Below are 12,820 nucleotides of genomic sequence, written 5' to 3' on the forward strand. Positions count from 1 at the left end.
AACATGGCCATTCGGGGGGACTTTGAAGACGCGCAAGGGTATGAAACCGCACGGCCCGGTACGGTCTATTGGACACTGTCTCTCTATATAAATTCAGCGCGCGTCGCCGCAGCAGCGGGGCGACCGCACAGGCCATTGCGCCATGACGAAATGGGTGCTGTCCAGGCAAGCCATCTGCCTTCGCTTCTGCTACGCAATGCGATCGATCCGCTGTTCAACGATATCGCCGATCGTGAGGTTCTCGGCTCAGTGCAGGAACATCTGTTTGCCGCAGTCGAGGCGCCGAACGCTGACGCACCCACCTGTCATCAACAGCAGCGCAAAGCCGCTGAGAAGGCGATACGCGCGCATGACCGGCTGATCTTCACCCCGCCGCCCGCCGTGCGATGGATGACCGAGGGCATCTCCTACGAGGCGTCCCCCAAAGGGCTTGGCGATGACCGGATCGTCCGAATGCGCCGCTTCTGGCTGGCGCACAACAATGGTGGGCTCAGCTATCATCTCGGCTTTAGTCATCACTACGCGTCTATGGACGACGATGGGGACATGGCCGGCTACGATCCTGCAACCTTCTATTTTCTTTCGCTGCTTCAAAAGCTTGCAGCCCCCAAGGAATTCGAACTGGCCGAACATTGGAAGCGCGGGCAGCCTGCCTCTGTTTTTGATGAGAATTTGGGGATAGCCCCGCTCGACGCATTGATGGTAACTGAACCCGATGGCGTCCCCGAGCGATTTTGGCCGTTTGTCCGGCGACGGATGATGGGCGATGCCGAGAGACTCTTTGACCGGATTGCAGTGCAAATCGGCACCAAGCGGGTCGTTAATCTCGCTGAGCAGTTGATCGAGGAAGTGCCGTTCATCGAGGTGCCTGGGCTGACGGTGCCAAAATCGCGGTTTATGTTCCTTTTCCAGGATGAGCGCTTCTTCAAGCGTTTGATGCCGCTCAATCCGGCAACCGGCGAAAGCGTCGCGCGCAAGCTGATGGTCCAGGAGCAATGCTATCTGCCGTATCAGCATAAGCTGGCCGAGCAGGTCAAAGTTGCCGAGGCGGGCCAAGGCATCGTACGTCTCGATGAAGACTACTGGAATTGGGTGACGTCGCAACCGCATTACGCGGAATGGATCAAGGGCTCCCAACCGGTGTTGCGCAAGGCCGACAATAGCTCCTTCGGCAGCCTCGAAGAACTGGCTGCGGCAGCGCGCGTCGGTGCCGCGGTACGGACCGTCGACGATGCGGGCGCTCCTTTGCCCTTGCCGCAGGCTGTGCGGATCCCCGCCTTCGAGCCGCAGCGCACCGATTGTCTCGACTATCTGTTTCTTGCCGGTTTTAACCAGAATATCATCGATTTCATGAATCAGGACACGTCTGAAATACTCGACAGCATCGACCCCATCTACCCCGACAGTACCGAACAATCCGAAGAGCGCTTCTTCGTCCGTTATGCCAACCACCGCGCAATGGTGACCTATGTACCCAAGAGCCGGAGCTTGGAAACGGGCAACGATTATATTGGTACCTGTCCCTATGCGTTTCTGATCCACGCGATTGCGCTTCACAATGAATATCTCGCGCGGGAGCATGAGGCCAAGAGCATGGCGCGCATCGAGCGCATCGAATGGCTGGTTGCCCGCGCCGATCGCCGTTTGCCGCTGAGCGCCGCGGCCTTGGCACTGAACGAAAGTGAAACGCTGGATGGCGACGACATCTTCGATGAGGCAGAAATGGCGATCAACCAGGTCAAGCTTGCAGAGTACACAGAATATGCACGCTATCGTTACACCAATCCCTTTCGCTACGACACCGAGCGCGATGTTTTCGCACGACTGGAGAGCTTACGGGGAACACAGCGCAAGAAGGAAGCCCTTGCACTGGCCATTGCCAGCCTGGAGGACCATGCAAGCGATCTGATGCGCCGTCATCAAAAAGCAGCGGACACGGCTACAGCCCGGCGCGATACACAGTTAAACATCCTCCTGGGCGGAACCGGTGTGTTTGGGGCGGGCCAGATGATCTATTGGATCGGGGAAACCGCTGCGGGTGATCCTACAGCAAGCCCACCAAAGCCGGCGCAGCCGGTCCGGCTTGATTTCTTTGGGATGCCGGACGTTACGCTCGCCGGCCAAGCGATCATGCAATGGACAGAAGCGATCATGTTCTTTGCACTGATCTTCTTCATACCCTTTTTCTTTTATGTCTTCGGCACAGGCATATATGCCTGGACACGCGGAAGGTGGACAGCAAAGCCCAAGGACGCAAGGCATAAGCCCCGGCGGGCAGGATCTTAGCGCGGATCGTCGTGCCGACCGCAGCCTGGCAAGCTGGGCATGATGCAAGACCCCTTTGCCCTTCGCTATGATTGGAGAAAATCAAGCAAATGGCGAAAAACGCTGTCCCCTTAAGGCTAAGGCGCCGTGCGTGCACACCATGCCGAACGTGCGATAAGGCAGCGGCGCGACGCTGGCAGGTCCGATCGAAACGGTGAAGCTCAGTGCGTCACAGCTGGACATATCTCCGTCCGCAAAGGCTGCGATGCGCGCGTCCAGGGCGGTACCGGCGCAATTGCACTTGTCAGGGCGGGGCGCCAAAGCGCAGGCGATTGGCCCTTGCATGTCGGTTGGCCGGAATAGGCTATACCCGCAGGCCATGCGGCGCGAAATCGGTTTGCCGATCTTGCGATAATTTGCCAAATCTGTCTCCGTTCCAGGACCGATATGGTGTGATCATGTTCGCGATTTCAGATCAAAGGTCTGTCCGCCGCGCCGCTGCGACCTGTTATGTGCTTTCGCTATTATTATTATTATCTGCGTTGGCAAAAGCTGGAGGAGGGCGAGGGGGCACAGCTTCGATATCGGGCGGCGAGCGGCTCGTGGGGCAGAATGCCCGGCGGTCGATCTCGAAAGCGGACGTTTCGCTCTCGTCGAGCGGTGGCGCGCCTTCACGTTGGCGCCGTCGCGTGACATGCTCGACCGGCACGTCGACAAGGCAGCGTCCGGCAGCCCGCGCGCGGAAGGCATAAGCTGGCAATTCAGGCAGGGGGAGGGGGCTGACCCACTCCTCAAGCGTGAGCCTAAGGGGAACGACTTCGTGCTGAAGGCACTTCTCTCTGCGTGAAAATCGCGACCTACAATGTGAACGGCATCAACAGCCGCCTTGCCGTGCTGCTGCGCTGGCTTGAACTAGCCGAGCCGGACGTGGTTTGCCTGCAGGAACTGAAAGCGCCCGATGCCGGGTTCCCCGAGGCCGCCATCCGCGATCTTGGCTATGATGTACTCTGGCAAGGACAGCCGCGCTGGAATGGCGTGGCGATCCTCAGCCGGGTCGGGGACATCCACGAAACCCGCCGCGGCCTCCCCGGCGATGCGGACGACACCCAGAGCCGCTACATCGAGGCGGCGGTCAACGGCGTCCTTATCGCAGGCCTCTACCTTCCCAATGGCAATCCCCGGCCAGGCCCCAAGTTCGACTACAAGTTGCGCTGGTTCGAGCGCTTGCATGATCATCTGGCAGGCCTCTACGCACTGGATGCGCCCGTCGTCGTCGCCGGCGACTTCAACGTCATGCCGACCGACCTGGATGTCTACGCGCCCGAGCGCTGGCGCGAGGATGCGCTGTTCGCGCCCGAGGTGCGGCAGGCTTATGCGAGCCTGATCGCACAGGGATGGACCGACGCCTTGCGCCATCTCCATCCTGGCGAACGGATCTACACCTTCTGGAAATATTGGCGCCAGTCCTTCGAACGGGACGCCGGGCTGCGGATCGATCACATCCTGCTCAATCCGCCAGCCGCCGCGCGGCTTGCCGCAGCCGACGTCGACCGTCGCCCGCGTGGCTGGGAAAAGACCAGCGACCATGCGCCGCTATGTGTTGAATTGGCCGCCAAGGCCAAACGTCGTGGTAAGAGCTAGTCGTCTTCTTTGGCGACCTTCGCATACCAGTCTGCATAGGGGCCGGTGCGGGCGAGATGACGGTTGAAGTCAGGTCCGCCGTCGTCCCACCAGACCGGACCGCGTTCGCCAAGTGCGACCTTGGCGCGATCGACCGCGTCATGGGCCGCCTGTTCCGCCACGCGGTCATTCGTTCGCTTTGCAACGCCAACGGCACGGCGGGCGTCCATAAGCGCGCCAACGAGGCGTTCGCGAAGCATAGGCTCGAGCGCGGGATTGCTTGTCCGCCACAGCCGCCCCCGCACGACGAAATAACGACCGTCGGGGGTCGTGGGATAGTCCTGCCCGCTCACAGTCTACGGTTCCGGTCGGAAAGGCTGCGAAAGGTGATCGACCATCGCGGCTGTTCGATGGGGGCAATGCTATGCTCCCAATGATGCCGCACTTCACCGGACAGGTGATAGATCGAGCGGCGTGCCAGCTCGGCTTTCGCGCGTTCAAACCCATTGGCGGTCCGGCGTCGCAGCCGCAGGGTTGCTTCGTGTCCCAGCGATATGCCGACGACATGCGCAAAGACCGGGCGATCCTTGTGCCATCCGATCCCGGCGCCCGGATCGTATCGGATCAGCAGGGCCTGGACGAGGTCAGCCGGACATAAGCCTGCGACCTGTGCCGCGCGCGCTCGGACATCGTCGAGCCATTCGGGCATCGGCTCAGTGGGCGCGAACAGGCCTGTCTCGAAATCATAGCGCCAGCCATAGGAACGGGTAAGCCGCTTGCCGGTCCATCGCTGGAAACGGAAAGCGCTGAGGCTGGTCTCGTCAATGTGGGCGATGAGCGCCGCTTCCTCGGCCGCCGAGAGAAAGGCGTCGTGCATCGACAGCCCGGGCACGACAGGCGTTGCGAAGAGATCGAGCATCATGTTCCCCGTGGTTTTCCTTGGCGGCCCTGGGTACCGCTCGCGGCCCGCAGCAGCGTGCAGCGTGCCACGACAGGATCGTAGTCACACCTGCTGGCGCGGCAGGTCAGCGTCTTGCCCATCACGATCCGTTCGAGGCGGCTCTTGGCGTCGATCCCGCCGGGTGCGTGCAGTTCCCGTGCATAGAGGCCAGCGAGCCGGACTTCGATCCAGCGTGTCGGCCGACCAGCGGGGCTGACGCACAGGCCGTCGCTATCCCCGACATAGCCCGCCGGACCCGAGAAAGCGCAGCCCATAAACGGCAGCACAGCTTCACACGGATCGGCAAGTGCCGGTGAGGCCCGGGCGCCTGCGGCACAGGTGGCGATGATGGCGATAGTGCCTTTCATGGTGCTGGGGATATAGGAAGCGTGTCTTCTCATTTCACAGTAGCGCCCCTGCTGCGGACCTGCCGGACGATGCCGTTATAGGCGGCGTGAAGTCCCTGGCTTCGACCGATGTCGTGATCCGATCCGGCCGCTTCCCAAAAGCAGACCAGCCAGTCGTCGGCGACCCAAGGCCGCAGGTTCCAGAGCGCCAGGGCGACACCGCGCGACTGCGTCTGTCCCCGTGCCGCGGTCGCTTCGCGAAGGACGTTGAGGGCGCGGCTGATCGTGCCCGCCGTGCGTGGGTCGGTATTAATGGAAGTCATGGCTGCGGATGCGGAGAATCTCTTCCTGCTCCTGGATGTTACCGAATGGCGGCGACACGCCTGTGCGGGCCTTGGGGAATGTGGGGTCGCGCGGGTCGGGACCGCCGCCGCTGGTTGCGCCATCGCCATGCCCTGGCATCACCTTGAAATGTCGTCCGGCGATCGACCGCAGCATTGGATCGTGGTCGGTGATGCGATCGCAGATGACATGGATGACTTCCCCTTCTTTCTGAAGCCGCCCACGCATCGCGATCATCGAGGCGGACATGACCTGACGGCGATAGATTTCGAAGCGATCTGGCCAGAGAATTCCTTGTGCGACACCGGTCTCGTCCTCGATCGTCACGAACAGCACGCCCTTGGCCGAACCGGGGCGCTGGCGCACGAGAATGACGCCAGCGACCTCGACATTGCGGCCGTCCCGGATCGAGGCGAGATCGGCGCATGTGACCATGCGCATGGCGTCCAGTTCGGCCCTAAGGAACTGGAGCGGATGCCCGCGCAGCGAAAGGCCGATCGATCGATAGTCCTCGACAACTTCGCGGCCCTGGGTCATCGCCCTGAGCGAGACTGTCGGCTCCATGCCCTCGGGCGAAAAACCGCCCTCCCGTGCATCGGCGGCAGCAAAAAGTGGCAGCGGTGCCTCGCTGAGGCCCTTCACCTTCCACAGTCCCTGGCGGCGATTCTCGGCGAAGCAGTGGAAGGCGTCGGCCTCCGCCAGCTTTTCTATCGCGGCGCGCGGCGTGCCAGCGCGGCGCCAGACGTCCTCGAAATTGTCATAAGGGGCTGGGCCACGGGCGCCGACGATCGCCGCGCCATGGCCGTTGGCAAGCCCGAGAATCTGCCCAAGGCCAAGGCGCACGGCCATGTATTGCCCGTCGGCCGGTTCGAGCGTGCAGTCCCAATGGCTGTGGTTGACGCAGACAGGCCGCACTTCGACGCCATGCTTGCGGGCATCGGCAACGATCTGCGCTGGCGCATAGAAGCCCATGGGCTGCGCGTTGAGCAAAGCAGCGCAAAAGACGTCGGGGTGATGATGCTTCATCCAGCAGGACGCATAAGCGATCTTGGCGAACGACGCTGCGTGGCTCTCGGGAAAACCGTAGGAGCCGAACCCCTCGATCTGCTTGAACGTCCTCTCGGCAAAATCCTTGGGATAGCCGCGCTCGATCATGCCTCCCACCAATTTATCGTAGAAATGGCTGACTCCCCCTGTAAGCTTGAACGTCGCCATAGCCCGGCGAAGCTGGTCCGCTTCCGCTGGCGTGAACCCGGCGCCGACGATCGCAACCTTCATCGCCTGTTCCTGGAAAAGTGGCACGCCCAGTGTCTTTTCGAGCACCGCGCGCAGTTCGGGGCGGGGATATTCCGGTTTCTCCTTGCCCTCCCGGCGTCGCAGATAAGGGTGGACCATGTCGCCCTGGATGGGGCCCGGCCGCACGATCGCCACCTCGATCACGAGATCGTAGAATTCGCGCGGTTTCATGCGCGGGAGCATCGACATCTGCGCGCGGCTTTCGATCTGGAACACGCCAAGCGTGTCGGCTTTCTGGATCATCGCATAGACGGCCGGATCGTCGTCCTGCAGGTCGGCCATGCCGACCGTGATGCCCTTTTCTTGCTCGAGGAGAGTGAAGGCGCGATTCATGCAGCCGAGCATGCCAAGGCCCAGAATGTCCACCTTCATGAACTTGAGCGCATCGATATCGTCCTTGTCCCACTCGATGATCTGCCGGTCCTCCATCCGGGCCGGTTCGATCGGCACGAGATCGTCGAGCCGGTCCTGGGTCAGCACGAAGCCGCCGGGATGTTGCGAGAGGTGGCGCGGTGTGCCGATCAACTGGCGTGCCAGCTCCAGCGTCAGCTTGAGCCGATGATCGTCGGCGTTGAGGTTGAGGCTTTCGACCTGTTCCTGCGGGATACCATCCATGCTCCAACCCCAGACGAGGCCCGTCAACATCTTTGTCAGGTCTCGCGGCAGTCCTAGCGCCTTGCCGACCTCAGCCACCGCGCCCCGGGTGCGATAGCGCGTGACGACGGCCGTCAGCGCCGAGCGGTGACGGCCATAAGTCTGGTAGATCCACTGGATGATTTCTTCGCGCCGCTCATGCTCGAAGTCGACGTCGATGTCGGGCGGTTCCTTGCGCTCGCCCGACACGAACCGCTCGAAGAGCAGCTCATGCTGGATCGGGTCGATCGAAGTGATGCCGAGCAGGAAGCAGACGCAGCTATTCGCAGCGGACCCGCGCCCCTGGCACAGGATGCCGCGCCTTCGGCTTTCGGCAACGATGCTGTTCACGGTCAGGAAGTAGGGCGCATAGCCAAGCCGGGCGATGAGCCTAAGCTCATGGTCGATCTGGTCGCGATAGCGCTGCGGGACGCCGTCTGGAAAACGCTCCGACGCGGCCTTTTCGGTGAGGCAGGAAAGCGCCTCCTGCGCCGTGCGGCCCTCCATCACCTGCTCATAGGGATATTGGTACTCGATCTCGCCGAGGTCGAAGCGACAGATGCCAGCGATATCGGCGCTGGCCTGGATCGCATCGGGGAAGGCCGCGAACCGACGCTCCATCTCCTGGGGTGACTTGAGGTTCCGGTCCATGAACCGCTCGCGCCGAAAGCCCAGTTCCTCGACCTGGCACTTCTCGCGGATCGCGCTCATGACATCCTGTAACGGGCGGCGTTCGGGCGTGTGATAGAGCACATCGCCGGTCGCGACCGCACGCAGGCCTGACGTGCGGATCATATCGTCCAGCAAATGCAGTCGGGCGACATCGTCGGGCCGCCGCCGGAACGACAGGGCCGCATAGCCCCGCATACCTAAAACCCGACGCATGTCATCGAGCTGCGCTGCGGTGACGGCATCGGGCCTGTCGGGCAGAAGGATGCCGATCATGCCCTCGGCGTGGGCGGCTATGTCTGCAAGATCAAGAAGGCACAAGCCCTTGCCGCCGCGCGCTTTGCCGATCGACAGCAATCGGGTCAGTTGCGACCAGGCCGCGCGGTTGGTCGGATAAGCCAGGAGCGCATGACCCTCGCGCGTGTCGATACGGGCGCCCGGTATCATCCGGCAGCCGGTGGTTTTCTGGCCATCCCAACCCCGCACGACGCCCGCGACCGAACCCCGGTCCACCAGGCCCAGCGCGCGATGGCCGAGCAATGCGCCGGCGGCGAACAATTCCTCGGGCGACGATGCACCGCGCAGGAACGAGAAATGGCTGGTGACCTGGAGTTCGACGTAACGCGTTTGAGGGTTGCCCATCAGCCGAAGACCCCGTGCATATACCAGCTCAGATCGCCGGTCGGGCCATCGATGCCATCGCCGCGACGGAACAGCCAGAAGCGCGCGCCGCCCTCGGCCTCGACCCGGAAATAGTCGCGGACAGCCCAAAGCTCCCCAGGCCGGCGCCACCACTCGCCATGTATGCGTTCCGGTCCATCACCCGCGATTACGCGATAATCCTGCCGCCGCCATGTGAACCGGCGCGGCGGATGATCAGGCAGCAATGCGATGACATTGCGCAATATCTCGGGACGGGGCAGCAGGCGTGTGGGTCGCTTCCATATCGGCCAGCCTTGCGGCTCGGTAAGTGGCCCGACCCGCTTGACAGCGCGTTCGGGCACGTCGCTTTCCTGGCTCGCGAGGCGGAACAGTGCAGACGCCCCGGACCGGCCGATAAGCTGATCGACCAGAAGCGTGAGGTCCGGCGATTGTGTACCATCCTCCAGCAACCCTGCCACCGCACTGGCGCCGAGCGGCTCGCTATGCGGCACCGCCAGGTGCATGGCTTCGATACCCAGGCCTGGCTCGATTTCGGCAAGCTTCAGCGCGAACATGCGCTTGAGATGCTTTGCGTCCCGCGTCGCCTGGGAGGCGCCAACCCCGATATGCTGGACCGCGCTATCGACCCGGTCGAGCGCCAGAGTGATCTTGCGTACGCCCAGCCCGCGCAGGCGCAGCACTGGCACGAGATCGTCGACGAGGTCGGATATGACCTGGGTGATGCTTTCGGGCGTGCCGATCGGTTCGAGCAGTCGGCGCGTCACCCTGGGGTGTTCGAACGCTATGACCGGTATGATTGGCTCGGCGACCATGCCGCGGGCCTGGTCGAGCCGCTCGACGGTCGCAAGGCCCAGCCGACGCGCCAGCGGCCCGCGTGGCATCGAGTAGAGATCGCCGATATTTTCGAGCCCGAACCGCGCTGCCGACAGCAGCGCACCCGGCGCAAGCCGCAATGCCGCCAAGGGCAGGGGCCCGAGCGCCTCTGCTTCATGGCCCGGCGGCAGCAGGATGATCGGTGCACCGCCATGGCGCGCCAATGCATGGGCTGCCCCAAGCGTGCCAGCGATCGCGATCTGGGCACTGAATCCCAGGCGTTTGAGGAAGCCAAGCAACCGGCGGCAGAAGCGTGCCTCGCCGCCGAACAGGTGCGTCGTGCCGGTAAGGTCGAACCACAGGCCGTCCGGTCCCGAAACGGCAGCCATGGGGGTCCATTTGCGGACAGCATGCAGTGCGAGACGGTCAAGCCAGGCACGATCGGCTTCGGGCTCGGCGTCCAGGACCTCCAGGCCAGAAACCAGCGCGCGAGCGTGGGCAGCAGCCATTCCAGGGTGCAGGCCTAACTCCAGAGCCTGAAGGCAGGCGGCGGTCACGACGTCTTTCTGTCCAGTGCGGGCGATCAGGATCGTGGGCGTGCCCCAAAGATTTGACCACGTCAGCAGTGCCGGTGCCTTCGATGGGCTCGATGCGCCATCATTGCCACGCAGCGTGCGGAAGGGCGGGTCGGCAGCTTCGCTGCGTCGGCCCATCTCGCGCATTGTCGGGCGCTGATGTGCCGCAAGCCGGTCGATGTCCGCCGCATTCGGCTTCGCGACGATCGCCTTGTCCCGCGCCCATCGCGCGCCCGGGCGCCAGCCTCCGCCGCGGGGAACTGAGCAAGCGCCAGCATTGTCGTCGACCGGAGGCGCGAGCGCTGCGGCGATGAGCCGCAGCGCGTCAGGCGGCCTGCGTGACCGCTCTTCCGCGCGCAGCCGCTCGATCGGGAGCTGCGGCAGGAAGAGCGAGGCGACCCTGTTCATCGCAGGCCTCCAGTTCGAGAGAAAAGGGATTACCGGCACGCTGGCGGGCCAATTCGACTGACCAGCGGGACCGGCCAAGACCGGGGAAAGGCAATCGCGCAGACTCGACACAGCCGATCCGCCACCGCGTCATCGCTGCCGACACTGTGCGCAAGGGACAGCGCTCGCGAGTGCGATGGCGGCGAAAGAGCAATATGGGTGTTCGTCCGTCCGATGCCGCAAGCTGGAGCCGTCGGGTAGCGGTCATGTCCGCCGCCTTTACCTCAGCGATCACGCAGGCGAGCGAGCCGTCTCGCAGGCCATCTTCGGCCATCGCCAGCACCTGCGTGTCCTTGCTGCCCTGTGCATACAGGATGCGATCGGGGCAAAGCCCGACCTGCTCCAGTCCCGGCGCGTAAAGGTCGAACTGTGAGAGTGCCCAGAGCACTGTATCGCCGCGCTTGCTCGCAAATCTGGCAGCTATGCCAGCTGCAAATAGCGTCGCGGCTGCATCGTCATTGAGACTAGCAGTTGCCGCCGCGATTTCGTGCAGCCCCGCGCTTGCAAGACCGCGATCGGCAAGCCGATCGTCCACCGCTTCGATGCCGAACGCCAAGGCTGGCCCGCGCGTCTCGTTGGCGCTCGAAAGCGCGGCGCGTAGCGACGCGATTTGTTCGGCCGAGGTCCGATCGGGCAAGGATAGAGAGGAGGGCATAGGCTAGGATACGACTCATATGTTCCCTTTATGTTCCTATGAGTCCGGTCTGCCGTCAAGTCGGTTGCGGTGAGCGGGGGGGCAAGACCATGGGATCGCCGCTATCTGGGTCATTCTGCAAGACGCGGGAGGATATGACCAACATAGCAGCACGCCAACAGCCGCAGGCCTGGCTAGCTTGCTATCAGCACAGGCGGCGCTTACGCGGCAAAGGCAATTCACGAAGACCGCAGTCCTGCAATGACGCATGTCCCAGTGTAAGAGCGGATGCAACGGACATGGCGGCGCTTGTATCTACCGGCAATGAGCGGCAGGCGCGGTTCGAGCCGGTGCCGGCGCTCCGCAGCAGCTTGTCCTCGGCCGGTTGTAGCAGTCTATTATCCCGCCGCTATCGACGAGATGACCATTCGTATCGGTCCCGCTTGATCTTTGGTCCTTATGAAACGTGCCAACCATATTTGGACAGGTAAATTCGATACCCCCCCCTTGGGCGGCGATGGCATGTCCAGGCGATCGCATGCCGAGGGCGGCAGGCCCCCTTCACTGATGGTGCAGCGTCTTCTCGAACCCTGCATTTGCCTTCGTCATCTTGGCGAGCTTCCTGAGATGGGTGCGAACATGCCGTTCGAACCGGGCATCGTCATGGATGCCTGTCACAGGATATTCCTCCTGGCTGATGAGTTCCTTGACGCGCTTGGCGAACAGGACTTGTACATTCGTGCAATCGGCATTCTTCAGCGCGCGGCAGACCCATTCCTCTGCGGCGGCCTTGTCATAATCGTCGCGCGCTTCGTAGCCACGCCGGTCCGCTGCAGCCTGATCCAGCCTTGAGGCTTCACACCGGCGCTCAAGCCATTTGCGGACCTGTGCTCCATCCCATGGCGTCGATGCTTCGGTCATTTCTTTATCTTGTCCCCATTTGCTCCGGCGACCGCCGGTTTTCGACAAGGGGTCGATGAATGCGCTTGCCAATATGATGCGGAAGGTCGCATCGCGCTGGCTGAACCGTCATCAAGGCCCTTAAATCGAACCATGGCACGCAAGCATTCGAAATACGATCCCGGCGATCATCCCTCGCAGGAAGACGACGCTCCAGAAGCGGTGGTGACCTGCTGGCTATGCAGCCGCCCGACCGGCAAGACCATCGTTTGGCATCACCCCATACCCAAGAGTCGTGGCGGTCGCGATGTCGTGCCGATGCACGCTATCTGCCAGCAGACGCTGATAGCCAATTTCACCAATTCTGAACTGCAGCGCCACGGAATGGAGGTGGCGGGCATCCTGGAAAATGCGAATGTTCGCAAATTCGTCGACTGGGTAGCAAAGAAGGATCCGGACTTCACGGCCACCATCGCAAAGAAGCAACGCTGATTGCGCAGGTATAAGGGGCCTCAAGCGGTTACAGGTCCGGAAACCCAATAATCTTCGCGTCGCCAACCTAAACCCGGCGGCAGGGCGGATGACGGATGCCGATTGGCCCTAGCAGCTATCTCGTAGGTCGGGTCGGCGATGTGCTTTCGCACTGACGGTGCTTTACCAGATCAATCCCGAGATG

Annotated in this window: 12 protein-coding genes; 4 read left to right on the plus strand and 8 right to left on the minus strand. The window is 62.6% G+C overall.

The window, feature by feature from the left end; translation table 11 throughout:
* Window positions 1-3: 3 nt before the first annotated feature.
* The 3 genes from LQ220_RS17950 to xth all read left to right on the plus strand — a co-directional run bounded on the left by LQ220_RS17950 (window position 4) and on the right by xth (window position 3,906).
* A complete protein-coding gene (locus LQ220_RS17950) occupies window positions 4-2,286 on the plus strand; it encodes a hypothetical protein (RefSeq protein WP_230189511.1) in 2,283 nt (760 codons plus the stop codon).
* Window positions 2,287-2,941: 655 nt separating this feature from the next.
* The gene (locus LQ220_RS17955) at window positions 2,942-3,112 is read left to right on the plus strand and encodes a hypothetical protein (RefSeq protein WP_230189512.1); all 171 of its coding nucleotides are present in this window, start codon (window positions 2,942-2,944) and stop codon (window positions 3,110-3,112) included.
* Window positions 3,109-3,906 carry an exodeoxyribonuclease III gene (gene xth / locus LQ220_RS17960; protein ID WP_230189513.1) on the plus strand — a complete coding sequence of 266 codons (798 nt, stop codon included), beginning with the start codon at window positions 3,109-3,111 and terminating at the stop codon, window positions 3,904-3,906. Before LQ220_RS17955 ends, xth begins: the two co-directional genes overlap by 4 nt.
* Here xth and LQ220_RS17965 read toward each other — a convergent pair.
* The 8 genes from LQ220_RS17965 to LQ220_RS18000 form a co-directional block, all read right to left on the minus strand.
* Window positions 3,903-4,238, minus strand: coding sequence for a hypothetical protein (locus tag LQ220_RS17965; RefSeq protein WP_230189514.1), 336 nt, complete (start codon window positions 4,236-4,238; stop codon window positions 3,903-3,905). The genes xth and LQ220_RS17965 overlap by 4 nt on opposite strands.
* Complete coding sequence (locus LQ220_RS17970) at window positions 4,235-4,807, minus strand: alpha-ketoglutarate-dependent dioxygenase AlkB (RefSeq protein WP_230189515.1); 573 nt, start codon at window positions 4,805-4,807, stop codon at window positions 4,235-4,237. The genes LQ220_RS17965 and LQ220_RS17970 overlap by 4 nt, the downstream gene beginning before the upstream one ends.
* A complete protein-coding gene (locus LQ220_RS17975) occupies window positions 4,804-5,226 on the minus strand; it encodes a nuclease (RefSeq protein WP_230189516.1) in 423 nt (140 codons plus the stop codon). The genes LQ220_RS17970 and LQ220_RS17975 overlap by 4 nt, the downstream gene beginning before the upstream one ends.
* Window positions 5,223-5,495 (minus strand): hypothetical protein, encoded by a 273-nt coding sequence (locus LQ220_RS17980; protein WP_230189517.1) that lies wholly within the window; start codon window positions 5,493-5,495, stop codon window positions 5,223-5,225. The genes LQ220_RS17975 and LQ220_RS17980 overlap by 4 nt, the downstream gene beginning before the upstream one ends.
* Window positions 5,482-8,754 carry an error-prone DNA polymerase gene (locus tag LQ220_RS17985; RefSeq protein WP_230189518.1) on the minus strand — a complete coding sequence of 1,091 codons (3,273 nt, stop codon included), beginning with the start codon at window positions 8,752-8,754 and terminating at the stop codon, window positions 5,482-5,484. The genes LQ220_RS17980 and LQ220_RS17985 overlap by 14 nt, the downstream gene beginning before the upstream one ends.
* Window positions 8,754-10,571 (minus strand): DNA polymerase Y family protein, encoded by a 1,818-nt coding sequence (locus tag LQ220_RS17990; RefSeq protein ID WP_354958107.1) that lies wholly within the window; start codon window positions 10,569-10,571, stop codon window positions 8,754-8,756. The genes LQ220_RS17985 and LQ220_RS17990 overlap by 1 nt, the downstream gene beginning before the upstream one ends.
* On the minus strand, window positions 10,489-11,265 hold the full coding sequence (locus tag LQ220_RS17995) for a protein ImuA (protein WP_230189519.1): 777 nt from the start codon (window positions 11,263-11,265) through the stop codon (window positions 10,489-10,491). The genes LQ220_RS17990 and LQ220_RS17995 overlap by 83 nt, the downstream gene beginning before the upstream one ends.
* A 540-nt stretch (window positions 11,266-11,805) precedes the next feature.
* Entirely contained in the window at window positions 11,806-12,165 is a 360-nt protein-coding gene (locus LQ220_RS18000; RefSeq protein WP_230189520.1) for a hypothetical protein, read from the minus strand.
* Between the two features lie 132 nt (window positions 12,166-12,297).
* On the opposite strand from LQ220_RS18000, the gene LQ220_RS18005 reads away from it, so the two are divergent.
* Window positions 12,298-12,636, plus strand: a complete 339-nt coding sequence (locus tag LQ220_RS18005) for a hypothetical protein (protein ID WP_230189521.1) — start codon at window positions 12,298-12,300, stop codon at window positions 12,634-12,636.
* Window positions 12,637-12,820: the final 184 nt, after the last annotated feature.

Origin of the sequence: Sphingobium sp. CECT 9361 (assembly GCF_918741285.1) — a bacterium.
Lineage (GTDB): Bacteria > Pseudomonadota > Alphaproteobacteria > Sphingomonadales > Sphingomonadaceae > Sphingobium.

Coding starts and splice junctions, on each gene's coding strand:
- LQ220_RS17950 (WP_230189511.1), top strand. CDS start 4: ATGGCCATTCGGGGGGACTTTGAAGACGCGCAAGGGTATGAAACCGCA.
- LQ220_RS17970 (WP_230189515.1), bottom strand. CDS start 4,807: ATGATGCTCGATCTCTTCGCAACGCCTGTCGTGCCCGGGCTGTCGATG.
- LQ220_RS17975 (WP_230189516.1), bottom strand. CDS start 5,226: ATGAGAAGACACGCTTCCTATATCCCCAGCACCATGAAAGGCACTATC.
- LQ220_RS17980 (WP_230189517.1), bottom strand. CDS start 5,495: ATGACTTCCATTAATACCGACCCACGCACGGCGGGCACGATCAGCCGC.
- LQ220_RS17985 (WP_230189518.1), bottom strand. CDS start 8,754: ATGGGCAACCCTCAAACGCGTTACGTCGAACTCCAGGTCACCAGCCAT.
- LQ220_RS17990 (WP_354958107.1), bottom strand. CDS start 10,571: ATGAACAGGGTCGCCTCGCTCTTCCTGCCGCAGCTCCCGATCGAGCGG.
- LQ220_RS17995 (WP_230189519.1), bottom strand. CDS start 11,265: ATGCCCTCCTCTCTATCCTTGCCCGATCGGACCTCGGCCGAACAAATC.
- LQ220_RS18000 (WP_230189520.1), bottom strand. CDS start 12,165: ATGACCGAAGCATCGACGCCATGGGATGGAGCACAGGTCCGCAAATGG.
- LQ220_RS18005 (WP_230189521.1), top strand. CDS start 12,298: ATGGCACGCAAGCATTCGAAATACGATCCCGGCGATCATCCCTCGCAG.